Annotated in this window: 20 protein-coding genes; 8 read left to right on the top strand and 12 right to left on the bottom strand. The window is 63.3% G+C overall.

The features are described 5' to 3' along the window. Positions 1–131 precede the first annotated feature (131 nt). The 3 genes from ACOZK4_RS08160 to ACOZK4_RS08150 all read left to right on the top strand — a co-directional run bounded on the left by ACOZK4_RS08160 (position 132) and on the right by ACOZK4_RS08150 (position 3,356). Complete coding sequence (locus tag ACOZK4_RS08160) at positions 132–911, top strand: GH25 family lysozyme (protein ID WP_421591453.1); 780 nt, start codon at positions 132–134, stop codon at positions 909–911. Between the two features lie 188 nt (positions 912–1,099). Next, positions 1,100–2,308, top strand: coding sequence for a lytic murein transglycosylase (locus tag ACOZK4_RS08155; RefSeq protein WP_313525841.1), 1,209 nt, complete (start codon positions 1,100–1,102; stop codon positions 2,306–2,308). Positions 2,309–2,423: 115 nt separating this feature from the next. Then, the gene (locus ACOZK4_RS08150; protein WP_421591452.1) at positions 2,424–3,356 is read left to right on the top strand and encodes a DMT family transporter; all 933 of its coding nucleotides are present in this window, start codon (positions 2,424–2,426) and stop codon (positions 3,354–3,356) included. Between the two features lie 484 nt (positions 3,357–3,840). Here ACOZK4_RS08150 and metF read toward each other — a convergent pair whose 3' ends face one another. The 4 genes from metF to ACOZK4_RS08130 form a co-directional block, all read right to left on the bottom strand. After that, positions 3,841–4,746 (bottom strand): methylenetetrahydrofolate reductase [NAD(P)H], encoded by a 906-nt coding sequence (gene metF, locus ACOZK4_RS08145; RefSeq protein ID WP_421591451.1) that lies wholly within the window; start codon positions 4,744–4,746, stop codon positions 3,841–3,843. 1 nt (position 4,747) lies between these two features. Beyond that, positions 4,748–5,749 (bottom strand): ArsR/SmtB family transcription factor, encoded by a 1,002-nt coding sequence (locus ACOZK4_RS08140; protein WP_421591450.1) that lies wholly within the window; start codon positions 5,747–5,749, stop codon positions 4,748–4,750. 185 nt (positions 5,750–5,934) lie between these two features. Continuing rightward, entirely contained in the window at positions 5,935–7,584 is a 1,650-nt protein-coding gene (ettA, locus tag ACOZK4_RS08135; protein WP_421591449.1) for an energy-dependent translational throttle protein EttA, read from the bottom strand. A 198-nt stretch (positions 7,585–7,782) separates the two neighbouring features. Then, entirely contained in the window at positions 7,783–8,538 is a 756-nt protein-coding gene (locus ACOZK4_RS08130) for a ribonuclease (protein WP_421591448.1), read from the bottom strand. Positions 8,539–8,710: 172 nt separating this feature from the next. Here ACOZK4_RS08130 and ACOZK4_RS08125 point away from each other — a divergent pair, with 172 nt between their 5' ends. The 4 genes from ACOZK4_RS08125 (at position 8,711) to ACOZK4_RS08110 (ending at position 13,621) form a co-directional block, all read left to right on the top strand. Continuing rightward, positions 8,711–9,670 (top strand): alpha/beta fold hydrolase, encoded by a 960-nt coding sequence (locus ACOZK4_RS08125; protein WP_421591447.1) that lies wholly within the window; start codon positions 8,711–8,713, stop codon positions 9,668–9,670. Beyond that, complete coding sequence (locus ACOZK4_RS08120) at positions 9,667–10,611, top strand: DMT family transporter (protein ID WP_421591446.1); 945 nt, start codon at positions 9,667–9,669, stop codon at positions 10,609–10,611. Before ACOZK4_RS08125 ends, ACOZK4_RS08120 begins: the two co-directional genes overlap by 4 nt. Before the next feature lie 167 nt (positions 10,612–10,778). After that, positions 10,779–11,975, top strand: a complete 1,197-nt coding sequence (locus tag ACOZK4_RS08115) for a CaiB/BaiF CoA transferase family protein (RefSeq protein ID WP_421591445.1) — start codon at positions 10,779–10,781, stop codon at positions 11,973–11,975. After that, positions 11,972–13,621, top strand: a complete 1,650-nt coding sequence (locus tag ACOZK4_RS08110) for a thiamine pyrophosphate-binding protein (RefSeq protein WP_421591444.1) — start codon at positions 11,972–11,974, stop codon at positions 13,619–13,621. Before ACOZK4_RS08115 ends, ACOZK4_RS08110 begins: the two co-directional genes overlap by 4 nt. A gap of 35 nt (positions 13,622–13,656) precedes the next feature. On the opposite strand, the gene ACOZK4_RS08105 is transcribed toward ACOZK4_RS08110, so the two are convergent. Both ACOZK4_RS08105 and ACOZK4_RS08100 read right to left on the bottom strand, forming a co-directional pair. Beyond that, the gene (locus ACOZK4_RS08105; protein ID WP_421591443.1) at positions 13,657–13,995 is read right to left on the bottom strand and encodes a TIGR01244 family sulfur transferase; all 339 of its coding nucleotides are present in this window, start codon (positions 13,993–13,995) and stop codon (positions 13,657–13,659) included. 70 nt (positions 13,996–14,065) lie between these two features. Continuing rightward, entirely contained in the window at positions 14,066–14,920 is an 855-nt protein-coding gene (locus tag ACOZK4_RS08100; protein ID WP_421591442.1) for a DUF4432 family protein, read from the bottom strand. Between the two features lie 289 nt (positions 14,921–15,209). Between ACOZK4_RS08100 and ACOZK4_RS08095 the strand changes: the two genes are divergently transcribed. Next, positions 15,210–16,565, top strand: coding sequence for a L,D-transpeptidase family protein (locus ACOZK4_RS08095; RefSeq protein ID WP_421591505.1), 1,356 nt, complete (start codon positions 15,210–15,212; stop codon positions 16,563–16,565). A 132-nt stretch (positions 16,566–16,697) separates the two neighbouring features. On the opposite strand, the gene ACOZK4_RS08090 is transcribed toward ACOZK4_RS08095, so the two are convergent. The 6 genes from ACOZK4_RS08090 to ACOZK4_RS08065 all read right to left on the bottom strand — a co-directional run bounded on the left by ACOZK4_RS08090 (position 16,698) and on the right by ACOZK4_RS08065 (position 24,311). Continuing rightward, complete coding sequence (locus ACOZK4_RS08090) at positions 16,698–18,221, bottom strand: methyl-accepting chemotaxis protein (protein WP_421591441.1); 1,524 nt, start codon at positions 18,219–18,221, stop codon at positions 16,698–16,700. 229 nt (positions 18,222–18,450) lie between these two features. After that, on the bottom strand, positions 18,451–19,167 hold the full coding sequence (locus ACOZK4_RS08085; RefSeq protein WP_421591440.1) for an AAA family ATPase: 717 nt from the start codon (positions 19,165–19,167) through the stop codon (positions 18,451–18,453). Positions 19,168–19,388: 221 nt separating this feature from the next. Further along, positions 19,389–20,135, bottom strand: coding sequence for an AAA family ATPase (locus tag ACOZK4_RS08080; protein ID WP_421591439.1), 747 nt, complete (start codon positions 20,133–20,135; stop codon positions 19,389–19,391). A gap of 167 nt (positions 20,136–20,302) precedes the next feature. Next, on the bottom strand, positions 20,303–21,448 hold the full coding sequence (locus ACOZK4_RS08075; protein ID WP_421591438.1) for an iron-containing alcohol dehydrogenase: 1,146 nt from the start codon (positions 21,446–21,448) through the stop codon (positions 20,303–20,305). Beyond that, positions 21,448–22,827 carry an aldehyde dehydrogenase family protein gene (locus ACOZK4_RS08070; RefSeq protein ID WP_421591437.1) on the bottom strand — a complete coding sequence of 460 codons (1,380 nt, stop codon included), beginning with the start codon at positions 22,825–22,827 and terminating at the stop codon, positions 21,448–21,450. The genes ACOZK4_RS08075 and ACOZK4_RS08070 overlap by 1 nt, the downstream gene beginning before the upstream one ends. 119 nt (positions 22,828–22,946) lie before the next feature. Beyond that, the gene (locus ACOZK4_RS08065) at positions 22,947–24,311 is read right to left on the bottom strand and encodes a glutamine synthetase family protein (protein ID WP_421591504.1); all 1,365 of its coding nucleotides are present in this window, start codon (positions 24,309–24,311) and stop codon (positions 22,947–22,949) included. Positions 24,312–24,379: the final 68 nt, after the last annotated feature.

The raw sequence follows: 24,379 nt of genomic DNA, 5'->3' as shown, positions 1-24,379 counted from the left end.
CCCGTTTAATCACCCGCTAACCATAATTTTATGGAAATCCGCGATAGGTCGAGGACCTGTCTCGCGCGCTCCCCTTTACGGCCCGCTTCGTTCGAGGCAGGATCGGCAATCGCGCGAACAACGGGACCTCTATGCGTCGGCTCATTCTGGCTTTGCTGCCCCTCGCCCTCCTCGCCACGTCCTGTTCCACCACCGATTACGATTTCGCGTCGACGGCTTCGGTTGCTCCCCGTTTCGAGGACAAGGACCCGCAGGATTTCGGCACCCGCACGCCCTATCGCCATCAGGTGCACGGCATCGACGTCTCCAAATGGAACGGCGATATCGACTGGGAGACCGTGAAGAAGGGCGGCGTCTCCTTCGCCTTCCTCAAGGCGACCGAGGGCACCGACCGCCTCGACGACCGCTTCGGCGAATACTGGCGCGGCGCGCACGCCGCCGGCGTGGCGCACGCGCCCTATCACTTCTATTATTTCTGCTCGACGGCGGATGCTCAGGCCGACTGGTTCATCGCCAATGTGCCAAAGGAGGCCGTGCAGCTTCCGCCTGTGCTGGACGCCGAATGGAACCCAGCGTCGCCCACCTGCAAGATCCGCCCGCCGGCCGACGAGGTGCGCACCGCGCTGCAACGCTTCATGGATCGTCTCGAAAAGCACTATGGCAAGCGGCCGATCATCTACACGACGGTCGACTTCCACCGCGACAATCTCGTCGGCCATTTCGAAGGCTATCACTTCTGGCTGCGCTCGGTGGCCAACCACCCGGAGAACATCTACTCCGCGCGCAAATGGGCCTTCTGGCAATATACCTCGACGGGCGTCGTGCCGGGTGTAACGACAAACACCGATATCAACGTCTTTGCCGGTTCGGCCAAGAACTGGAACAAGTGGGTGGCCTCGGTCACCCACTAAGACCGGTACCGAGCGGAGGCACAATGTCGTGAAAAGGGTGGCTGCGCGCTGCGGTTGCCTTTTTCTTCTTGCTTCCGTCACATTCATTTGAGACAGCCGGACATCAGAGCCCGTCGCTTCTGCAACTTTGCGGAGACGGCAGGCAAGAATCCAAGACGGCAGGGCGACGGACCCTAGGGAGCATTGAGATGCGGCTGAACCTGAAAACGACACTCGCAGCGGGCCTCACGGCCCTTCTTTTTGCCGGGACTGCGCATGCGCAGACGGCAACAGCGCCTTCAACGGCCTGTGGCGGCGACCTCAGCACCTTTCTTCAGGGCGTGAAGGCCGAGGTCCAGACGCTCGGCGTTTCCGCCGAGGTGGCCGACCGCGCGCTGGCCGGTGCCGCCCTCGACCAGAAGGTCCTGTCGCGGGACCGCGCCCAGGGCGTCTTCCGCCAGACCTTCCTTGAATTCTCCAAGCGCACGGTCAGCCAGGCGCGCCTCGATATCGGCCGCAAGAAGCTGAAGGACCTCTCGGACGTCTTCGGCCGCGCCGAACAGGAATTCGGCGTGCCCGGCCCGGTCATCGCCGCCTTCTGGGCCATGGAAACCGACTTCGGCGCCGTGCAGGGCGATTTCATCACCCGCAACGCGCTGGTGACACTCGCCCATGACTGCCGCCGCCCGGAAATTTTCCGCCCGCAACTGCTGGCCGCCATCGAGATGGTCGGTCATGGCGATCTTGATCCGAACGGCACGACGGGTGCCTGGGCCGGTGAGATCGGCCAGGTACAGATGCTGCCGCGCGACATCATCGCCTATGGCGTAGACGGCGATGGCGATGGCCATATCAACGTCAAGCAGAGTTCGCCGGATGCCATCCTGACGGCGGCCAAGTTCATCCAGAGCCTCGGCTTCACCAAGGGCCAGCCGTGGATCCAGGAAATCTCCATCCCCGAGAACCTGCCCTTCGAAAAGACCGGCCTGCAGCCGGGCATGAAGGCGGCCGACTGGTTTGCCCTCGGCGTCAAGCCGCGGGACGGCGACACGTCCTTCGGCAATCTCGAAGCCTCGGTGGTTCTGCCGCAGGGCCGCAAGGGCCCGGCCTTCATGACCTATCCGAACTTCAACATCTATCTCGAATGGAACCAGTCGTTCATCTACACGACCTCCGCCGCCTATTTCGCGACCCGCCTCGCCGGCGCTCCGCCCTATGAGCGCGGCAACCCGGAGGAAGGCCTGTCGGAAGAGGCCATGAAGCAGTTGCAGACCAAGCTGAACGCGCTGGGCCACGATGTCGGCAAGATCGACGGCATTCTGGGCTCCGGCACGCGCACGGCCATCCAGAAGGAACAGCAGAAGCTCGGCCTTCCCGCCGATGGCTGGGCGACGCAGGCGCTGCTCTCCGCCCTCTGACGGAAATCGGGTGGCGGTTCCCCGCGCCAGTGCTATGAAGCGACGAGACTGAGAGCGGCGGCACGGTCCAACCGGCGGCCGCTCTTTTCGTTGGCGCATGGTCTGGAGGGGAACGATGGACAAGACCGTAACGGCACCGACCCGCATGAACGCGCAGACCTGGGGTCTGCTGGCGCTGCTCGGCATGATCTGGGGCGGCTCGTTCTTCTTCGCCCGCGTCGCCGTCAGCCATGTGCCGCCGGCGACGCTCGTGCTGCTGCGCGTCGGCATCGCCGCCCTTGCGCTTCATATCTATGTCGCCGGCCGTTTCGGCATCTATGAAACGCTGCGCACCCGCTGGCGCGAATTCCTGCTGCTCGGCCTCATCAACAATGCCGTGCCGCATATGCTGATCTTCCTCGGCCAGACGCAGATCGGCGCCGGCCTCGCCTCGATCCTCAACGCGACCACGCCGATCTTCACCGTACTCATCGCCAATCAATTCACGTCGGATGAAAAGCTCTCGTCGGAAAAAGTCGCCGGCTGCCTGATCGGCCTCGTCGGCACCGCCGTGCTGATCGGCCCGCGCGCGCTCGCCCCCTTCACCGGTGACAGCGGACCACCGCTCTGGGCCGTGCTGCTGCCCGTGCTCGCCGCGGTCTCCTACGGCTTTGCCGCGACCTATGGCAAACGCTTCCGCGGCACCGCCCCGCCGGTCATCGCCGCCGGCCAGATGACGGCGTCCACACTGCTCATGCTGCCCGTCTCCTTCGCGCTCGATACGCCCTGGCAACTCCCCCTGCCGCCGCTGTCGGCGATCCTCGCCGTGCTCGCGCTGGCGCTCATCTCCACGGCCTATGGCTACATCCTGTTCTTCCGGATTATGGCGGCGGCAGGCGCCACCAACACCTCGCTCGTCACGCTGCTCGTGCCGCCCAGCGCCATCATCGCCGGCATGCTCTTCCTCGGCGAAACGCCGACGCCGCTTGGCATTCTCGGCATGGCGCTAGTTCTTTTCGGCCTGGTGGTGCTGGATGGACGCGCCGTCGCCCGTTTGCGCGGGCGCTAGCGACTCACTCAGCACGGGAACAAACGATCATCCCGATCATTTCATTAAACTGCCAGGATACGGACGGCGACCTGCACCATTATGGTAAATGAACTCTGTCGACACCCGTCATCCGATAAGGATTGTGAATTTTTTGTGGCATGCACAATAGAGGAGAAAATTCAGTAGGTTAGCTCTGTGAATAAACACCCGGCTAAGCCCGGATGTTGCAACGCAGCAACAAAACGCCTTTCCAACACGCTTTTTTCGGTCGTAATATCGATCCGTCAACGCAAGGAGGTCAGCCATGGGACTCACACATTCCTTGAATGTTCTGATGATCAGTGCAGCGTTCCTCTTCGTCGCCACCATGATTTTTATCTAGGCGACCCAAGCGCAGTCAGAGAGGTCAGGGACAAAAGCAACAAACCCTGCCGAACCTATCAAAAAACGCATGGCCCCGGAGACGGCGCCATGCGTTTTTGTTTGCACAATCGATAAAGGCTCAAGCCGCAGCGCCGGTTACCGGCTGCCGGTCGTTCCTGACGAAGCCGACGCCATCGCAGACGGCCGAGACCATGGCCGCGCGGTTCATCGTATAGAAATGGAACTCCGAAATGCCGCGGGCGATCAGATCCTCCACCTGGCGGATCGCAAGCTCGACGGCAACGGCGGCGCGCTCCTGCGGCCGGTCGTCGTAGGGGCCGAGACGATCGGCGAGCCACACGGGCACGCTCGCGCCACAGAGGCCGGCGAATTTTTGGACCTGCCCGAGATTGTGCACCGGCAGGATGCCCGGCACGATCGGAATGCTGATGCCGGCCTTGCGCACGCGCTCGAGGTAACGCTCGAAATCGTCGTTCTCGAAGAAGAACTGGGTCAGCGCCCGCGTCGCGCCCGCATCCACCTTGCGCTTGAGCATATCGACATCGGCGGCGACGTCAGGGCTCTGCGGATGTTTTTCCGGATAGGCGGAAACGGAAATCTCGAAATCGGCAAGGCCGCGCAGGCCCGCCGTCAGCTCGGCCGCATTGGCATAACCGCCGGGATGCGGCTGGTAGGGCGTTCCGACGCCACCCGGCGGATCGCCGCGCAGCGCCACGAAATGCCTGACGCCGACAGCCTGGAAGTCGGCGACCACCGCATGGACCTCTTCCTTCGTGGCGCCAACGCAGGTGAGATGCGAAGCGGCCGGCAAGCCCATCTTGAGAAGCCGGCGAACCGTTGCCAGCGTCGGCTCCTTGGTGGAGCCGCCGGCGCCATAGGTGACCGATAGGAAACCCGGATCGTAGGCCGAAAGGGCAGCGGCCGTCTCCCAGAGCTGCCCTTCGGCTTCCGCGGATTTCGGCGGGAAGAACTCGAAAGACAGGCGGATGTCCTTGCGGGCCGGGATGGCGGTCGCCTGGGTCATGTCAACTCCTCCTGCGGATGGCAATGGGGTCGGCCGCCTGTTCGCGGGTATCGCGGGCAAGCCAGATGGTCACGGTGAGCGCATCGGCGGACGAATGCGCGGGCTGGAGATCGACGACCTCCTCGACGACGAGGCCCGCCTTCTCCAGCCATTCGGACATCGTCTGGTGCGAGAAGCCGAGGCGGATATGAGCATGCTCGTCACGCAGGTGCTCCAGCGCATGCGGCGCGAGATCGATGATGGCAAGGCGGCCGCCGGGGGCCAGCATGCGCGCGGCCTCGCCGACCGCCGCGTCCGGCTCGTCGAGGAAATGCAGCACCTGATGGATCGTCACGACGTCGAATTCGTCACGCTCCAGCGGCAGGTTGAAAATGTCGCCATGGCGGATCGATGCCTTGGTGATGCCGGCACGATCGAGATTGGCGCGGGCGACAGCCAGCATGTCGCGGCTGGCGTCGACGCCGACGCCGCGGCGGTAGAGACCTTCGAAGAGCTGCAGGATGCGCCCCGTGCCGGTGCCGAGATCGAGAAAACCATCGACCGGCTCGGTGCCGATCATCGCGGCGAGCTTCGCCTCCACTTCGGCTTCGCTGACATGCAGGCGGCGTACCGCGTCCCACTCGGCCGCGTTGCGGCTGAAATAGGCCTGCGCCTTGTCGGAGCGGACCTTCTTCAGGGCGCGCAACCGCTCATCGTCGCGGGCGAACACTGCATCGGCCGGTTCGGAGGCTTCGAGGAGTTGGCGCACCAGCGTAACGGCGGGGCCGCCCTGGCTGAGGCGGAAGAAGGCCCAGGCGCCTTCCTGGTAACGATCGACGAGTGCCGCTTCGGCCAGCAGCTTCAGATGGCGCGAGATGCGCGGCTGGGACTGGCCGAGGATGTCGGTGAGATCCGTCACCGTCAGGTCGCCATGCGACAGGAGCGCAAGCAACCGAAGGCGCGTCGGCTCGCCCGCCGCCTTCAGGATCTCCACGATGTCATCCAGTCCAAGTTTGTCACCCATGATCTTTCCAATCAAGACATAAAGATATGTTTATGTGATTAAGCCGCGTTGCGCAAGGCAAAATCCGTGTCGCCGATCTTTCCATCAACAGGCCCAAAGAAAAACCCCGGCAAGCCGGGGTTTTTCAGGAAGAGCGAACAAACGCGCCCGTTTTGGTGGCGGCTGAACTTCACGCCGCTGAGCGATCAGCGCGTCAGGCGCTTGTAGGACTGGCTACCGGGGTTGAGGGCATCGGGGCCGAGACGGCGGACCTTGTCCTCTTCGTAGTCCTCGAAGTTGCCTTCGAACCATTCGACATGGCCGTCGCCTTCGAAGGCCAGGATATGCGTCGCGAGACGGTCGAGGAACATGCGATCGTGGCTGATGATGATCGCGCAGCCGGCGAAGCTTTCCAGCGCGCTTTCCAGCGCACCCAGCGTTTCCGTATCGAGGTCGTTGGTCGGTTCGTCGAGCAGCAGAACGTTGCCGCCGGCCTTCAGCATCTTGGCGAGGTGCACGCGGTTGCGCTGGCCACCCGACAGGTTGCCGACCTTCTGCTGCTGGTCGCCGCCCTTGAAGTTGAAGGCGCCGCAATAGGCGCGCGAGTTCATGTCGAACTTGCCGAGCTTGATGATTTCGGCACCGCCGGAGATTTCCTCCCAGACCGTCTTGTTGCCGTCGAGCGCATCGCGGCTCTGGTCGACATAACCGAGATGCACGGTATCGCCGATGCGGATCGAACCGGCGTCCGGCTTATCCTGACCGGTGATCATCTTGAACAGCGTCGATTTGCCGGCGCCGTTCGGGCCGATGATGCCGACGATGCCGCCCGGCGGCAGCTTGATCGACAGGTCGTTGATCAGCGTGCGGCCGTCAAAGCCCTTCTTGATACCTTCCAGTTCGATGACCACGTTGCCGAGACGCTCGGAAACCGGGATGATGATCTGCGCATCGCCGGGCCGGATGTTCTCGGCCGCATCGACCAGCTGTTCGTAGGCCTTGATACGGGCCTTGGACTTGGCCTGCCGGGCCTTCGGGCTGGAGGCGATCCATTCCTGTTCGCGCGACAGCGCCTTCTGGCGGCCGGCTTCTTCGCGATTTTCCTGCTGCATGCGCTTGGCCTTGGCCCGCAGATAGGCGGAGTAGTTGCCTTCATAGGGAATGCCGCGGCCACGGTCGAGCTCGAGAATCCAGCCCGTCACGTTGTCGAGGAAGTAGCGGTCGTGTGTGATCATCATCACGGCACCCGGATAATCGCGCAGGTGCTTTTCCAGCCAGGCGATGGTCTCGGCGTCGAGATGGTTGGTCGGTTCGTCGAGCAGCAGCAGGTCCGGCTGCGACAGCAGCAGGCGGCAGAGCGCGATACGGCGGCGCTCACCACCCGACAGCAGCGTGACGTCGGCGTCCTTCGGCGGGCAGCGCAGGGCTTCCATCGCCATCTCGACCTGCTGTTCCAGATCCCAGAGGTTCTGGCTGTCGATGATGTCCTGGAGCTTGGCGCCCTCGTCCGCCGTCTCGTCGGAATAGTTCATCATCAGTTCGTTGTAGCGGTCGAGCACGGCCTGCTTGTCGGCCACGCCTTCCATGACGTTCTCGAAGGCGGTCTTGGCCGGATCGAGCTTCGGCTCCTGTTCCAGATAGCCGACCGTCGCACCTTCGGCGAGCCAGGCTTCACCGGTATATTCCTTGTCCTGGCCGGCGATGATGCGCAGCACCGTCGACTTACCCGCACCGTTCGGGCCGAGGATACCGATCTTGGCATCGGGATAGAACGACAGGTTGACGTTCTCGAGGATTTTCTTGGCGCCGTAGGCCTTGTTGAGCCCCGACATATGATAGATGAACTGGCGTGCCATGCGAACGTGCTCCGGATCGGACAAATTTGCCCGCTATGTAGGGTAATTCTCCGCCCGCGGCAATCTGCGAAAGCCGCGGCGCACAGGCGAATGGCAATCCATCATCCCGGTGACGGACCGTGCGCGACCCTCCACGGGAACAATATCCTCGACACAGCCGACCGGCAGAGGCCCGCCGTCCGCCACGGCCTCACGCCCCTAACCCGCCTGCGCCATACCCGTCGCGCCCTCGGTGCAGCGCGACTTGGTGGGTAATGAGCCCTCGATCAAGGTTTCCAGCGTGCCCTCACCCGCCGCAAGCCCGATGGTGAGGCCGATAACGATGGGCTTGCCATCCGCACCCTTGCGGCAACTGAGCCGAACGCGCTCCCCGGTACCGGGACCGAAAGCCTTATCGAAGGCGGCGCGGACCTCCGCAAGCGTCACCGTCGCTCCGGCTTTGCCGCTGAAAAGGGCGGGCACCGGAGAGGTGTTCAACTGGTCGAGCAGGTCCAGCGAGCGGCTATAATAAACCTCGGCCGAGGCGGCGACGCAGCTGCCGCTTCTCAGCCATTGCTGCCGGTCAAGGCCGAGCTTCGCGGCAGGCATGGCGGCAAGCAGTCGGTCCTTCGTGGCCGACGCCAGCACGATTTCCGGCAGGTCCGTCCATTTGCCCTTGCGCGCCTTCTGCTGGAGCGCGGCATCGATGCCGCAATAGCTTTTCCGCACCTGGAAGCGGCCCAGCAGCGAAAACTGCTTGGCCGCCGGCGACGTCGCCGCAAAATCGGCGCAGCCCCGGCTTTTCGACCGCGCCGCGCAATAACCGCGCTGCCAGCTGACGGAAAGGACTTCCCGCACCACGACCTTTTCCGGCGCGGACTGTGCGGCGACCGGATGCGGGAGACCAAGGCAGGCAAGACACAGGACAAAAAAAGAAAAGACGGCTTTGAACGGCAAGGCAGCATTCGTCTTCATGACCGGCTCCCGAATGAGAACAAAACAAGATCATATACAACCAAAAATCAAGGAAATGCAACCATGAATCGGATAGATCGCGAAATGCGGGAGCCGAAGCAAAAATACACGCGGCATCCCATTGTCTTTGCATGGCAAATCGCGTTGACCTCTAGGAAATGGAGGACGGACTGTGTTTTCAGAGGCTGAAACGCTCAAGAGCGCAACCGGCGCGACGCTTGCGCTGCGCCACGAGGCGGCGCGTGGCGAGGCGCGCGGCATCCTGCTTCTGAGCCATGGCCTTGCCGAACACAGTGCGCGCTACGCCGCCTTTGCCGCGCGCATGGCGGGCGAAGGGCTGCATGTCTATGCCCATGATCACCGCGGCCACGGTTTCACCACCGCACTGGACGCGCCGCAGGGCCAGTTTGCGCCGCGCAACGGCATTTCGCGGGTGATCGCGGACATGCGGGCGGTGCGCGACCATGCGGTTTCCCGCCATGCCGGCCTGCCGGTCGTGCTGTTCGGCCATTCGATGGGCGGGCTCATGGCGCTGGCCTTCGCCGAGACCCACCCGGCAGATATCGATGCGCTGGCCGTCTGGAATTCCAATCTCGAGCCCGGTTTTGCCGGGCGCATCGCGCAGGTGGTTCTCGCCGCCGAACGCATGCTGAAGGGATCCGACGTGCCGAGCGGCATCCTGCCGCGCCTCACCTTCGCCGCCTGGGGCAAGGCGATTGCCGGACACCGTACCGCCTTCGACTGGCTGTCGCATAATGCCGCTGAAGTCGATGCCTATATCGCCGATCCGCTCTGCGGCTTCGATATCAATGTCTCCATGTGGATCGACATCTTCGCCGTCACCTTCGCCGACGCCTCTGCAGAGGGAATTTCGAAGCTCCCGAAAAACCTGCCGGTCAATCTTGTCGGCGGCGACGAGGATCCCGCAACAGATTTCGGCAAGGCGACGGTGGCCTTTGCCGAGCGACTGAAAAAATCACGGCTTGAGGACGTCACGACAACGGTCTATCGCGGAATGCGCCACGAAACGCTGAATGAAAGCCCTGTCCTGCGCGACCCCGCCATCGAAGCCTTTGCCGGCTGGTGCCGGCGGGTCATCGCCGAAAAGCGACGGGTTGCGGAACACATATGACCTCATCTGCCACCACGCCGCCGCGCCAGGAGATCGGCTTCGGGCTCCTCCTCATGGTGCTCTCGGTGCTCATCTCGCCGATCATCGATATTTTCGCCAAGCTTGCGGTGACGGCCGTTCCGGCAACCGAGATCACCTTCGTGCGCTTGCTGTTCCAGATGACGGTGCTCGGGCCGATCTGTCTTTATCGCGGCACGCTGCTTGCCGTAACGTGGCGCAAGATGGGTCTGCATGCCGCCCGCGGCCTGCTGATGGCGATCACCATGATCAGCTTCGTCACGCCGCTGGCCGTGATGGAGGTGGCCGATGCCATCGCGATCTTCTTCGTCGAGCCGATCATCCTCACCATTCTGGGTGCGCTCTTCCTCAAGGAGACCATCGGCTGGCGGCGCTACACGGCCTGCGGCGTCGGTTTCTTCGGTTCGCTGCTGGTCATCCAGCCCAGCCTGCAGGAGGTGGGATGGATCGCGCTGCTGCCGGTCGTCGCGGCGTTTTCGCTTGCGCTTTTCTTCCTCCTGACGCGCCTTGTCGCGCAAAAGGAGGACCCGTGGTCCATGCAGTTCTATGCCGGCCTCTGGGGCGCGCTGTTTGCCGGCCTGCTGCTTTTCTTCGGCAGCCGCGCCGGCATTGCCTTCCTGACGCCGGTCATGCCGGACATGCAGCACACGCTCTATATCGCGGGCGCGGCCGTCGCGGCCACCATTGCCGGCGTGCTCGGCGTCTATGCATATCGCTCGGCCCCAGCCTCCACGCTCGCGCCGCTGCAATATCTTGAGATCGTCTCGGCGACGATCCTCGGCTGGTTTGTGTTCGGCGACCTGCCGGACGCGCTGAAATGGCTCGGGATCGGCATCATCATCGCGTCGGGCCTCTACGTTATCTGGCGTGAGCGGCAGCTCAACAAGATAGGGGCGGCGGCACCTGTCTCGGCTCCCATCTGACAAAGGCCAGCTGGCGCCGCCTAAGCAGGCATCAAGTCAGTCTGAGGCGTCATGATCTCTCCCTGGCCTCCGGCTTTCGTGCCTGCCGGCTTTTTGTTATCCAAGGGAAAACGGGCGGAAAGCCCGACGGCCGGCCGTCTGCGCTGGCCACCCAGGAGGAGTACACGATGGAGAAGTCGAACCTGCCGCTGTCGGGCATCAGGGTCATCGAGCTGGCGCGGGTTCTGGCAGGCCCCTGGGCCGGACAGATGCTGGCCGATCTCGGCGCCGATGTCATCAAGATCGAAAACCCCGACGGCGGTGATGATACGCGTGCCTGGGGTCCGCCCTTCGTGATGGGCAAGGACGGCGAGAACCTTTCGGCCGCCTATTACCACTCCACCAACCGCGGCAAACGCTCGATCAGCGTCGACCTGAAGACCGAGGAAGGCCGCGAGACGGTTCACCGTCTCATCGCGACCGCCGATATCGTCATCGAGAATTTCAAGGTCGGCGGCCTCAGCAAATACGGGCTGGACTACCAGAGCCTAGCGAAGAAGCACCCGAAGCTCATCTATTGCTCGGTCACCGGCTTTGGCCAGGATGGTCCCTATGCCGCTCGCGCCGGCTACGATTACATCGTGCAGGGCATGTCCGGCTTCATGTCGGTGACGGGTGCGCCGGATGGCGAACCGATGAAGGCGGGCGTCGCCATTGCCGATATCTTCACCGGCATCTATGCCGTCACCGCGATCCAGGCCGCGCTCATCCACGTCATGAAGACCGGCCAGGGCCAGCATGTCGATATGGCGCTGCTCGATGTGCAGTCCGCCGTCATGGCAAACCAGAACATGAATTTCCTCGCCTCCGGCAACGCGCCGGCGCGGCTCGGCAATGCGCATCCGAACATCTCGCCCTACGAGGTGGTGCCGGCCTCTGACGGCCACATCATCCTCGCCGTCGGCAATGATGGGCAGTTCCGTAAGCTCTGCGGCATCCTGAAGCTCACAGGCGTACCGGAAGACGAGCGCTTCGCCACCAACCGCGCCCGTGTTGCCAACCGGGTCGAGGTACGCCGCCTCGTTACGGAAGCGACGGCCGCGCTCAGCAAGGCCGAACTGCTCGATGCCTGCGAACGCGAGGGCGTGCCGGCCGGGCCGATCAACTCGATTGCCGAGACCTTCGACGACCCGCAGGTTATAGCGCGCGGCCTGCGCGTCGACCTGCCCGATGCCGACGGCAATCTTATTCCCGGCGTACGCACACCGATCGTTTTCTCCGGCACGCCGCTCGTCTACGATCGCCCCAGCCCGCGGCTCGGCGAACATACCGATGCCGTGATGGCAGAACTCGCAACGCTTGAAGCAGGAAAGAAAAGCGCATGAAGACCGGTGGCCAGTTGATCGTCGACGCCCTCGTTGCCAATGGCGTCAAGCGCGTCGCCTGCGTGCCGGGCGAAAGCTATCTCGCAGTGCTCGATGCGCTGCATGACACGGATGTGGACGTGCTCGTCTGCCGCCAGGAAGGTGGTGCTGCGATGATGGCCGATTGCTGGGGGCGCCTGACGGGCGAGCCCGGCATCTGCATGGTCACGCGCGGTCCGGGCGCCACCAATGCCTCGGCCGGCCTGCATATCGCGAGGCAGGATTCCATTCCGATGATCCTGTTCATCGGCCAGGTGCAGCGCGATGCGCGCGAGCGCGAGGCTTTCCAGGAAGTGGAATACCGCCGCGCCTTCACCGAGGTCGCAAAATGGGTGGCCGAGATCGATGATGCCCGCCGCATTCCGGAATTCGTGACCCGCGCCTTCGCCGTCGCCACTTCGGGCCGTCCCGGCCCGGTCGTGCTGGCTTTGCCGGAGGACATGCTGACGGACGAGGTCGAGACGGTCGAGCCGCAGGCCTATATGCCGGTCGAGGCCCATCCCGGCCGCAAGCAGATCGCCGAACTGACGAACCTGCTCGAAGCCGCCGAACGCCCGCTCGTCATCCTCGGGGGCACGCGCTGGTCGAAAGAGAGCGTCACGGCCTTCACGGACTTTGCCGAGCGCTGGTCGCTGCCGGTCTCCTGTTCGTTCCGCCGACAGATGCTGTTCGATCACCAGCACCCCAACTATGCCGGCGACAGCGGCATCGGCATCAACCCGGCGCTAGGCAAGGAAATCCGCGAGGCGGACCTCGTCGTGCTGCTCGGCGGCCGCTATTCCGAAATGCCGTCCTCCACTTATAGCATGCTGCAAGTCCCCTACCCTGCGCAGAAGCTGGTGCATGTCTATCCCGACCCGTCCGAACTCGGCCGCGTCTACCGTCCGGATCTCGCTATCTGCGCAGCCCCGGAGGATTTCGTCGCAGCGCTTGACGGCATCTCGCCGAAGAGCACGCCGCGCTGGGCTGCCCGCACCGCCGCCATGCACGAGTCCTTCCTGAAGTGGTCCACACCGCCCATGGCCGGCCCCGGCGACGTGCAGATGGGTCCGATCATGGCCTGGCTCGAGGAGAATGTCGCCGACGACACGATCTTCGCAAACGGCGCCGGCAACTATGCGACATGGGTGCACCGCTTCCACCGCTTCCGCCGTTTCGCCACACAGGCGGCGCCGACCTCGGGGTCGATGGGATACGGCCTGCCGGCCGCCGTGGCCGCCAAGCAGCTCTTCCCGGAGCGCGAGGTCATCTGCTTTGCCGGCGATGGCTGCTTCATGATGCACGGCCAGGAATTTGCGACCGCCGTACGCTACAATCTGCCGATCATTACCGTCGTCGTGAACAACGGCATCTACGGCACGATCCGCATGCATCAGGAGCGGGAATATCCCGGCCGCGTCAGCGCCACGGACCTGACCAACCCCGATTTCGCAGCGCTTGCCGTCGCCTATGGCGGCCACGGCGAAACGGTGGAAAAGACGGACGATTTTGCCGCTGCCTTCCTGCGCGCCCGCGCCAGCGGCAAGCCGGCGATCATCGAGGTGAAACTCGACCCCGAAGCGATCACGCCAACGCGCACGCTTTCGGATATCCGCAGCGGGAAGTGATCTTTGAGGGGCGGTGAAAACCGCCCCTTTTAGTTTTAACCGCGAAGGTGCTGGGCCTGCTCGTAGGTCTTGGTCGAGCGCATGCCGGAACGGCAATAGCCGAGCATCGGGCGCGGCAGGTCGTCGAGCGCGTCCATCATGCCGTTGACGGCTTCCGCCGTCACGCCCATCGGGCCGACGGGCACATGGGCCGTCTGGATACCGAGTTCCTGTGCGCGGGCGGCAACGGCTGAAAATTCCGGCTGGCCGGCTTCCTCGTGATCGGGGCGATGGCAGACGATGGACTTGAAGCCCATGGCGGCGATCGCGTCGAGGTCCTCGACGGTGATCTGGCCGGAGACGGAATATTCGTCGTTGATCTCACGGATATCCATGGACAAATCCTTTCGCGATTGGTGCGCTCCCGTTTAAGCCCGCACCATAAAGGCGTCAATCATGCAAAATCTAGCGGATTTCTAGGGAAAGGCCATAATCGACGCTCTCGCCTTTTGAAAAGTCCTCTGCTTCACCCGAGGCAATCAGCTCTTCACGGGAAACAAGCCGGTGCGACACCGGCTCGATGCCGAGCACGGCGCAGCCCGGCGACTGGTTCCGCCAGACCTGGAGATAGGGCAAGGTATCGGTGCGGAAGCGTATGACCATGCTGCGTCCGCCAATCGCTGCGATCGGCCCCACAGCGATCTCCGCCCAGCCGTGTTCAGCCGTTTCGGCCGCCGGCACGCAGAATATCTTCATATCGCCCTCGTCGAAGCGCCACGGCAGGCTGCCGCCGGGCAGCATCGCGCCGGTCAGCCGCGTGTTCTCATCAAAAAGGCCGGTGCCGAAATTGATATGGTACATGGCAAAAGGCGGCCAGGCCTTCTCGCCGCTATTGAAGACAGTGTCGTCAAGCGTGATATGGCCGGTGCACCGGTCGGCACGCCAGCGGCGCACCAGTTCCGCCGTGCCGCCATGGGCCAGCGAAACGGCGACACGCCCCTCGCAGATGACCTCACACTCGTCCTCCTCGATCAGGATATCTTTTGCCGGATGCGAGGAGAGCGAGCCGTGCAACGGGTAGCGCCGACCGTCGATGGCACCTTCGATCGGCACCGGGTGGCGGATGTGATCCGGCCCGCAGGTGAAGAGGAAGCCGGGAAGCGCCCTGTCGATGCGTGGATCGCCATCCGAGGGAACGGCCGATCCGGGCGAAAGGTCGACGCCGTGAAAAATCGCGCTTCCGACATCCAGCGCCGAGTGCGGCGTCAGCTCGAGACGGAAGGACTGGTCTGGCGTTTCGGCGGTCAGGGCGAAGGTCATCCAAAACTCCGGCAAAGGGCGATAGGCCGGGGCATGCTAGTGGGAACGTTTCGCCGACACCACCGTTAGCCGCCTGTCGGCACATAATTTTTCGCCGACGCGGGAAACCCGATCACAAGTTTTTGCACACGGCGTTGACGTTACGTTCACCATCGATTCAGTTTTTCCATATTAAGGTCTGAATTGAAGTGTTCCGTCCGCGCGATATGTGCAAGCTGGCAGGTCAAGAGTCGTGAATTCTATTTTTAAAACAAGCGTTTCGCTCCTTATAGCGGCATCCTTGACGGGAATCGCCTTGGCGCCCGCGCATGCACAGCAATCCACCCGCGATACGGTTCTCGTCTCGCCGGAGGGCGATATTCTCGATTATGTCCCCAACGACGGCAGCGTGCGCTGGGCTCGGGATAACCGCGGCAACACGGTTCTGGTCGACAACTGGGGCAATGTCGTCGCCACCGCCATGCCGGCCGACCGCTATTTCGCGCGCAACAACAATTATCGCCGCCACCGCTATCGCGAGGTCAGCGGCTATCCGGAAACCAATCCGGATTATTTCCCGCCGGCCCCCTCGTCCGATTTCGGCGACGACCTGACCACCAGCTCCGTGCCGGAAATGCGCGAGGCGCTGCCGGGCGATATCGAGCGCCAGACGCTGCCCGATGCCGACTTCAATACACAGCAGCAGATGCCCGACTTCTCCAACGGCAACGACGACAGTGCCGCCCTGCCGGAGACGACCGATCCGAATGCCGAATTCGTGCCCGGCCCAAAATTCCAGCCCGCGACGGCGCTCGGCAAGATGTCGTCCGCCGAGATCACGGCCCTCCAGGTGTTCCTCGACCGCGAAGGCTTCTCGCCCGGCGTGATCGACGGCAAGAAGGGCTCAAACGTCACCAAGGCGATCGAGGCCTGGCAGAACGCGACGGGCGACACGCTCGATCCGAACAATGCCGACGACATTCTGGAGCGCCTGCGCCTCTCCGGCGGCATGGCCTTCACCACCTATGAAATCACCGCCGCGGATGCCGCCGGCCCCTATGTCGCCGCCATTCCGGAAGATTACGCCCAAAAGGCCGCCCTGCCGCACCTCTCCTACACCTCGACCACCGAAATGCTGGCCGAGAAATTCCATATGGACGAGGCCTATCTCAAGGAGATCAATCCGGGCGTCGACTTCACGATCCCCGGTACGATCGTCAAGGTCATCGATACCGGTGTGCCCAAGACCGGCAAGGTCGCAAAAATCCTCGCCGACAAGGGCCGCAAGCAGGTGCTCGCGTATGATGAAACCGGCACGCTGATCGCCGCCTATCCGGCCAGCATCGGCTCGGCCGACACGCCCTCGCCGTCCGGCCTCGTCACGGTCGAGCGCATCGCGCTGAACCCCGGCTATACCTATAACCCGAAGATCAACTTCCAGCAGGGCACCAACAACAAGGTGCTGACCCTGCAACCCGGCCCGAACGGCCCCGTGGGCACCGTCTGGATCGCACTCTCCAAGCCGACCTACGGCATCCACGGCACGCCGGAACCGTCGAAGATCGGCAAGACCCAGAGCCACGGCTGCATCCGCCTGACCAACTGGGACGCAACCGAGCTTGCCAAGATGACGAGCGCCGGCGTGACGGTCGAATTCGTCGACTGACACACGGCATAAGCCAGAGATGAAGAGCCGGTCCATTGGGCCGGCTTTTTCGTTTCCTACTTCCGAATTGTGAACCTCAAACCAAAAGGCCGGGCAGAAGCCCGGCCTTTTGCTTGATTTCGCGAAGACGGCTTATGCCGCGCGACTGTATCCGGAACCCTTTGCCGGCTGGGCGGTGCCGCCCGTACGGAAGGCACTGAGCTGGGCGGCGATGGAGGCGGCCTCCTGCGTCAAGGCCTGGCTCGCGGCGTTGGCTTCTTCCACCATGGCGGCGTTCTGCTGGGTGATCTGGTCCATGGCGTTGACGGCCTGGTTGACGGCCTGCAGACCTGTCGCCTGCTCGGCGGTGCTGGAGCGGATGGCATCGAAGACGCTGCTGACTTCCACGACCTGCGTCACGATGAGCCTGAGCGAATCGGCAACCTCGTTGACCGAGCGCACGCCGTCCTCGACCTGGCCATGCGACTTGGCGATGAGGTTCTGGATGTCCTTCGCCGCATCGGCGCAGCGCTGGGCGAGTGCGCGCACTTCCGAAGCGACGACGGCAAAGCCACGGCCCGCCTCGCCTGCGCGCGCGGCCTCAATGCCGGCATTCAGCGCCAGAAGGTTGGTCTGGAAGGCGATTTCGTCGATCACCTCGATGATGTTGGCGATGGCCGAGGACGAGGCCTGGATTTCGCCCATGGCTGTGATCGCCTGCTCCACCACCTCGCCGCTGCGCTCGGCATTGCCCCGTGCAGCCTGCACCAGCGCATTCGCTTCGTTGGCGCTCTGCGCCGTCTGGCGGACGGTGGTCGTCACCTCCTCGACAGCCGCCGCCGTTTCCTCAAGATTGGCCGCCTGCCGCTCGGTGCGCTTGGCAAGGTCGTCGGAGGCAGCCGCGATTTCCTGCGCGCTGAGATGGATCGAACCGGCGCCGACGCCGATATTGCCAATCGCCTGCGACAGCGTGGAGATCGCGTGGTTGAAATCCTCGCGCAGGGTCTCATAGGCCTCCGGCAGCGCACCGGTGATGCGCGCCGTCAGGTCGCCGTCCGAAATGCGCTTCAGCGCCGCGCCGAAACTGTCGCTGACGAGCTTGCGCTCCTCCGCCAGCACCTGTGCCTGCACCGCCTGCTGCTTGGTAACGTCGGATGTGTCCATATAGACGGAGATCGACAGGTCCATATCGAGGAACATAGCCTTGAGCAGGCTGGAGAAACGCGCCGCAAATTCCTCAGGCTCGATCTCCTTGCGTGAGAATAGGCCTCCCTTCGGCCAGAACGACTTGACCGCTTCCGCCAAGAGATGTTCGACGATCAGTGCGTAGCCGCCGATATACCAGCGCGGCTCCAGCCCGATGCGGGCATGCACATGACCGATCGTCTGCACCTTCGCGGCATAATCATGCGTGAAATCGCCGGCGGCGATATTGACCCAATGGCCAAGCTGCGCGGTCTTGGCGCGGTCGATATGCGCATCGTTGGAGAAGAGGTGATTGACCTCCGGGCTCTTGCGCACGACACCGTAGAACTTGTCGAGCGCCGGGCCGAGCTCCTTCTCGATGAACGGCTTCAGGCTGCGCAGGCGCTTCAGCGCGGCCTCGTCGAGGCCGAGATAGTCCAGGCGGCGGGCGATATCGTGGTTCTGGCTGGCGGTCCCGGAGGCTGGCTTCATGCTGAAAGTCCTGGCGGCAAGAGGAGAAAGCGGCGATCGTCCAGCAGGCCGGCAATACCAAAGGCATCGTCACGCCCGCGACCCGTCATGGGTCCATGGGAACAAGCTTTCCGATGCCATATCCCTAGGTGGAGCATGGTAAATTGTTCATTACCAGCTTTGCTTTTATTCAAGAAAACGGCCGCGCCATTGGTCGCAGCCGTTTCTGACAGTCATCAATTCCAGCCGCTTACGCCGCGCGCTGGAGCGTGCGGAAGAAACCGCGCTCGGTAGCCACACGCTTGCGCGACGGCATGAGGCGCAGCACCTCCTCGGCAAAGAGACGGGCGTTTTCGCGCGCCTTGTCGAGGTTGCTCACCTTGGCCGGGTCCATCGAATAGAGCGTGCCGCCACAGTCGAAGATATCGCGGAAAGCGGTGCGCTCGGCGATTGGCGTATCGAGAACCGTCACACCACGGGAGGACAGGAGCGACTTGATTGCCGTCATCGCGCGCGTCGTCACCATGGCGTTCATGCGGGTCAGCACGACCGAATGGTTGATGCGGATGCCGGCCTTCTCGTCGAGCTGCTTCAGAAGCTCGAGGATCTGTGCCCCGCCGCGCGCATCCATCGCACAGCCCTGCACCGGGATCATTACATGGTCGGACAGGCCGATGGCCGTGGCGACCAGTGCATCGCGCGCACCCGCGAGATCGATGATGAAATAGTCCGTCGTGTCGCGGTTCTCGCGGATATGGCACTGGAGGGAGGCCATGGAGACTTCCGAGATGACGGCGATGTTGCGCTGGCGGCCGGAAATCTCGTGCCAGTGGCTGATCCAGCGCTGCGGATCCGCATCGAGAATGGTGACGCGGTGCCCCTGGCTTGCAAGCTCGGTGGCCAGAATGAGCGCCGCGGTGGTCTTGCCCGCGCCGCCCTTGGCATTGGCAAATGTGATGACTGGCATGTCTTCCTCGTAAAAATGCTGCGAGCTTGGTCATCGCTCTCGTCAGACGACCCGGTGGAGATGGCGCCCGCTTAATCAAATCTTTCAAAAGATGGTTAATGAAATGGAAATTTGCGTATCGCGAAGATTAATGAGATGGCACGGTAAAATGGACATCCGCAAAGAAAAAACCCGAAGAACCAGCGTTCTCCGGGTTTCTGTCAATTGTTAACGGTAAAAATTCAGGGCGCCGGAGCGGCCATTGCGGACTGAACCACCCGCATGGCGGCACCCGTGCTCGCCCGCACCAAAAATTTTCGACTCGCGTCGCCCGACGCGAAATGCAGCACCTCGTCGGCAAGGGTCTGCATGTTGAGGATCGCCTTGTCGAGATTGCTGGTCCGGTCGGCGGCGATCGAATAGAGCGTGCCGCCCGTCTCGAACATGTCGCGGAATGCGGCCCGCTCGATGACCGGCGTGCCGATGACCGGGATCTTCGCCCCGTCGAGCAGGGCCTTCACGCTGCGCAGCGCGCGGGTGGTCACGAGCGGATTGACGCGCGACAGCACGACGGCGCGGTTGATCGGCTTGTGCGAATTGGCGCTGACGAGATCGATGAGTTCCAGCACATGCGCGGCCCCACGGCTGTCCATGGCGCAGCCCTGCACCGGCACCAGAACGAGATCGGAAAGCCCGGCGGCGAAGGCGACGAGCGCATCGCGCGCGCCCGAGAGATCGATGACGATATGCGCGTGCGTGGCGCGCAGCGCCTTGAGATAACCGGCGAGATTGGAAACCGCGACGGCATCGACCAGCGTCAGCCCCTCGCCGAGCCGCGCCGTGCGCGCCCAGCCGGCGGCGAGCTTCAGGTCGTCGCAGTCGAGAAGCGCGGTGCGTTCGCCGCGCTCGACGAATTCCGTCGCCAGCAGGACCGCTGCCGTGGTCTTGCCCGAGCCGCCCTTGGCGTTCGCTACCGATATGACCGCCATCGCACTACCGCCGCCTCAGACCGTCTGGCTGCACCGGGAGCGGGCAAATCATGACAGTCGCATGACATTCTGATGACAGGCATCATGCGACGCAATTGGTAACCATTGTCATAAAAAATCGGGGCGGCGATCGATTGACCGCCGCCCCGAAAATCAGCTCACCGAACTCAGATGCACTCGACGAAGAGGCGCTTGGCCGCATCGAGCGTCAGCTCCACCGGGTTGCCGCCGGCCGTCGGGTCGACGATGGCCATTTCCGACATTTCGTCGATGCGGTCCGTGCCGACGCCGAGCGCCGAGAGCTTGTCCGGCACGCCGAGTTCTTCGCGCAGGCGCAGCACATAGTCGAAGAAACCATCGAAGCCGCCGGCAATGCCGAGATAGGCGGCAGCACTGTTGATCTTCGCTTCGATAGCCGGGCGGTTGAAGGTCAGCACCGGCGGCATCACGACGGCATTGGTCATGCCGTGATGCGTGTTGTAGATCGCGCCGACCGGGTGCGACAGCGAGTGGATCGCGCCAAGGCCCTTCTGGAAGGCGACGGCGCCCATGGCGGCCGCCGACATCATGTGGGCGCGGGCTTCGATATCCGTGCCGTCCTTGTAAGCGCGCGGCAGGAATTCCTTGACAAGGCGCATGCCTTCGAGCGCGATGCCCTGGCTCATCGGATGATAGAACGGCGAGCAATAGGCTTCGAGGCAATGGGCGAAGGCGTCCATGCCGGTGCCCGAGGTGATGACCTTCGGCATGCCGACCGTCAGTTCCGGATCGCAGATCGTCACCGAAGGCAGGATCTTCGGGTGGAAGATGACCTTCTTGGTGTGCGTCTCGGAATTGGTGACGACCGAAGCACGGCCGACTTCCGAACCGGTGCCGGCCGTGGTCGGCACGGCGACGATGGGCGCGATGCCGGCCGGGTTGGCGCGGGTCCACCAGTCGCCGATGTCCTCGAAGTCCCAGACGGGGCGCGTCTGGCCGGACATGAAGGCGATGGCCTTGCCGAGGTCGAGGCCCGAGCCGCCGCCGAAGGCGACGACGCCGTCATGGCCACCGTCCTTGAAGGCCTTCACGCCGGCTTCGAGGTTCTTGTCGGTCGGGTTCGGATCGACTTCGGCGAACATCGCCCGGCCGAGGCCGGCGGCTTCGAGAATGTCGAGCGCGTTCTTGGCGATCGGCATGGTGGAGAGGCCGCGGTCGGTGACCAGCAGCGGCTTCTTCATGCCGACGGCCTTGCAGTGATCGGCAAGTTCCGCGATGCGCCCTGCCCCGAACTTGATGGCCGTCGGGTAGCTCCAGTTGGCGGTGATGGACATTATGCTTTCCTGAAATGGTAGGATTTCGGACGGGTGAGATTATGGAAGCCGATGACGGAGAGCGAGCCGCCGCGGCCCGTTTCCTTGACGCCGGTCCAGCAGAGTGCCGGGTCGAGATAGTCGGCACGGTTCTGGAACACGGTGCCGGTCTCCAGATCGCGGGCGATAGTGGCGGCGCGGTCGCTGTCCTTCGTCCATAGCGAGACGGTGAGGCCGTATTTGCAGTCGTTCATCAAAGCGAGCGCTTCGGCGTCGTTCTTCACCTTCATGATGCCGACAGCCGGGCCAAACGTCTCTTCCGTCATGAATTCCATGGAGTGATCGACATCGACGAGGATCTGCGGGGCAACGTAAGCACCGCCGTCATCGGCCGGGAACAGCTTGGGATCGACCAGCGCCTTGGCACCGCGCGAGACGGCATCGGCGATCTGCGCGCGAACGGTCGAGGCAAAGCGCTTGTGCGCCATCGGGCCGAGCGTCGTTTCGGGGTCGAGCGGGTTGCCGAGCTTGTAGTTGGAGACCCAGGCGACCGACTTCTCGACGAACGCGTCGTAGAGGTTCTCGTTGACGTAGATGCGCTCGATGCCGCAGCAGCACTGGCCCGAATTGTAGGTCGCCCCGTCCATCAGCGTGTCGACGGCCGCATCGAGGTCGGCGTCTTCCATGACGTAACCCGGATCCTTGCCGCCCAGTTCGAGGCCGACAGGCGTGAAGGTGCCGGCGGCGGCGCGCTCGATGGCGCGGCCGCCTTCGACAGAGCCGGTGAAATTGATAAAGTCGAACGAGTTGGCCGCGATCAGCGCCGAGGTCGTGTCATGGTCGAGGAAGACGTTCTGGAAGACATCTTCCGGCACGCCGGCCTCGTTGAAGGCGCGCACCAGGCGCTCGCCGACCAGCAGCGTCTGGGCGGCGTGCTTGATGATAACGACATTGCCAGCCATCAGCGCCGGAGCAATCGTGTTGATCGCCGTCATATAGGGGTAGTTCCACGGCGCGATGACGAAGACGACGCCATGGGCTTCGCGCTCGATGCGGCGCTCGAACTTGGCGCTGTCCTCGATGACGATCGGCGCCAGCGACGAGCCCGCGATCTCGGCGACGTAGTTGGAACGCTCGTTGAAGCCCTTGAACTCACCGCCGTAGCGGACCGGACGGCCCATCTGCCAGGCGATCTCAGGCACGATCTCGTCGGCCATCTCGTTGACGCGGGCAACACCCTTCAGCACGAGCTGGATACGGTCTTCCAGCGGACGCTTCGCCCAGGCCTTCTGCGCCTTCCTGGCGCGGGCCACAGCCTCCTGAGCGACGGCCAGCGGCATTGCCTCACGCTCGGCATAAACCGAGCCATCCACGGGGGATATGCATTTGATCACAGTCATGATCGACTTCCTGTTTCCGATATGAATTTTCGCGCCGGACAATAGCCGATCCAGCCACGCGGCAAATATCCCTGGAGGGTTATGCGCCGGGGCCGGTTCGACCTTGACTGGCTTGAGCCTTACGCTCTCTCGAAGCCGCGCGCCACCTCCCAATCGGTGATGCGACGATCGTACTCTTCCTGCTCCCATTCGGCGGCGCGAACGTAGTGATCGACGACGTCGTCGCCGAAAGCTCCGCGCAGCATCTTGGAGTCTTTCAGTGCGGCGGAAGCACCGCGCAGCGTCTTCGGGATCTCGCGGATGTCCTTGCCGCCATAGGCATCGCCGACGAAGGGCGCCTCAAGCTCCAGCTTCTCCTCGATGCCCGCGATGCCGGCGGCGAGCAGCGCAGCCATGGCGAGATAGGGGTTGAGGTCCGAGCCGCCGACGCGGCATTCGATGCGGATGCCCTTGCTGCTCTCACCGCACAGACGGTAGCCGGCGGTGCGGTTGTCCTTGCTCCAGACGGCCTTGGTCGGCGCGAAGGTGCCGGCGACGAAGCGCTTGTAGGAGTTGATATAGGGCGCGAGGAAATAGGTGATCTCGCTGGCATGGGCGAGCAGGCCGGCGACATAATTCCGCATCAGGTCGGACATGCCGTATTTGGCGCCCTTGTCGAAGAACTTCGCTTCCTTGCCGTCCAGCGTCCAGAGCGACTGGTGGATATGCGAGGAGGAGCCGGCGGCGGAATAGTTCCACTTGGCGAGGAAGGTGACGGACTTGCCGCGCTGCCAGGCGATTTCCTTGGTGGCGTTCTTGATGATCGAGTGCCGGTCGGCCATCGTGAGGGCTTCGGCATAGCGCACATTGATTTCCTCCTGGCCGGGCGAGGCCTCGCCCTTGGAGTTTTCGACGGGAATGCAGGCGCCCTGCAGGCCGTTGCGCAGCGCGCGCATCACGTCCTCTTCCTTGGTGGTCTGGAAGATGTGGTAGTCCTCATTGTAGCCCGAGGCGAGGCGCAGATCCCGATAGCCGCTCTCGCGGGCATCGTCGAAGGACTGGTCGAAGAGGAAGAATTCCAGTTCGCTGGCCATGAAGGCCTTGAGGCCCATGGCCTCCAGGCGCTTGACCTGCTTCTTGAGGATGGCGCGCGGCGAATGCGGCACTTCCTCATGGGTGTGGTGGTCGAGCACGTCGCAGAGCACGAGTGCCGTGCCTTCGAGCCAGGGCAGCTTGCGCAGCGTGGCGAGATCAGGCTTCATCGTGTAGTCGCCGTAACCGGCGGCCCAACTCGTCGACTTGTAGCCAGAGACGGTTTCCATCTCCATGTCTGTGGCGAGCAGATAGTTGCAGCTATGCGTTTCTTCATAGGCGCTTTCGACGAAATATTCCGCCTGGAAACGCTTGCCCATGAGGCGGCCCTGCATGTCGACGAGGCAGGCGAGAACGGTGTCGATGCGGCCCTCGGCAACATCCTTCTTCAGATCATCGAATGTGTAGGTCATGCTCATGGTCGTTGGTCCCAGCAATGTGCCCGGCTTGTGCCGCGCATCGGTCGGAAATGGAAACGGGG

The sequence above is a fragment of the Shinella sp. M27 genome, assembly GCF_049199905.1.
GTDB lineage: Bacteria > Pseudomonadota > Alphaproteobacteria > Rhizobiales > Rhizobiaceae > Shinella.
The sequence above is the reverse complement of the archived record's forward strand: the minus strand, read 5'-3'. Positions and strand labels throughout refer to the sequence as shown.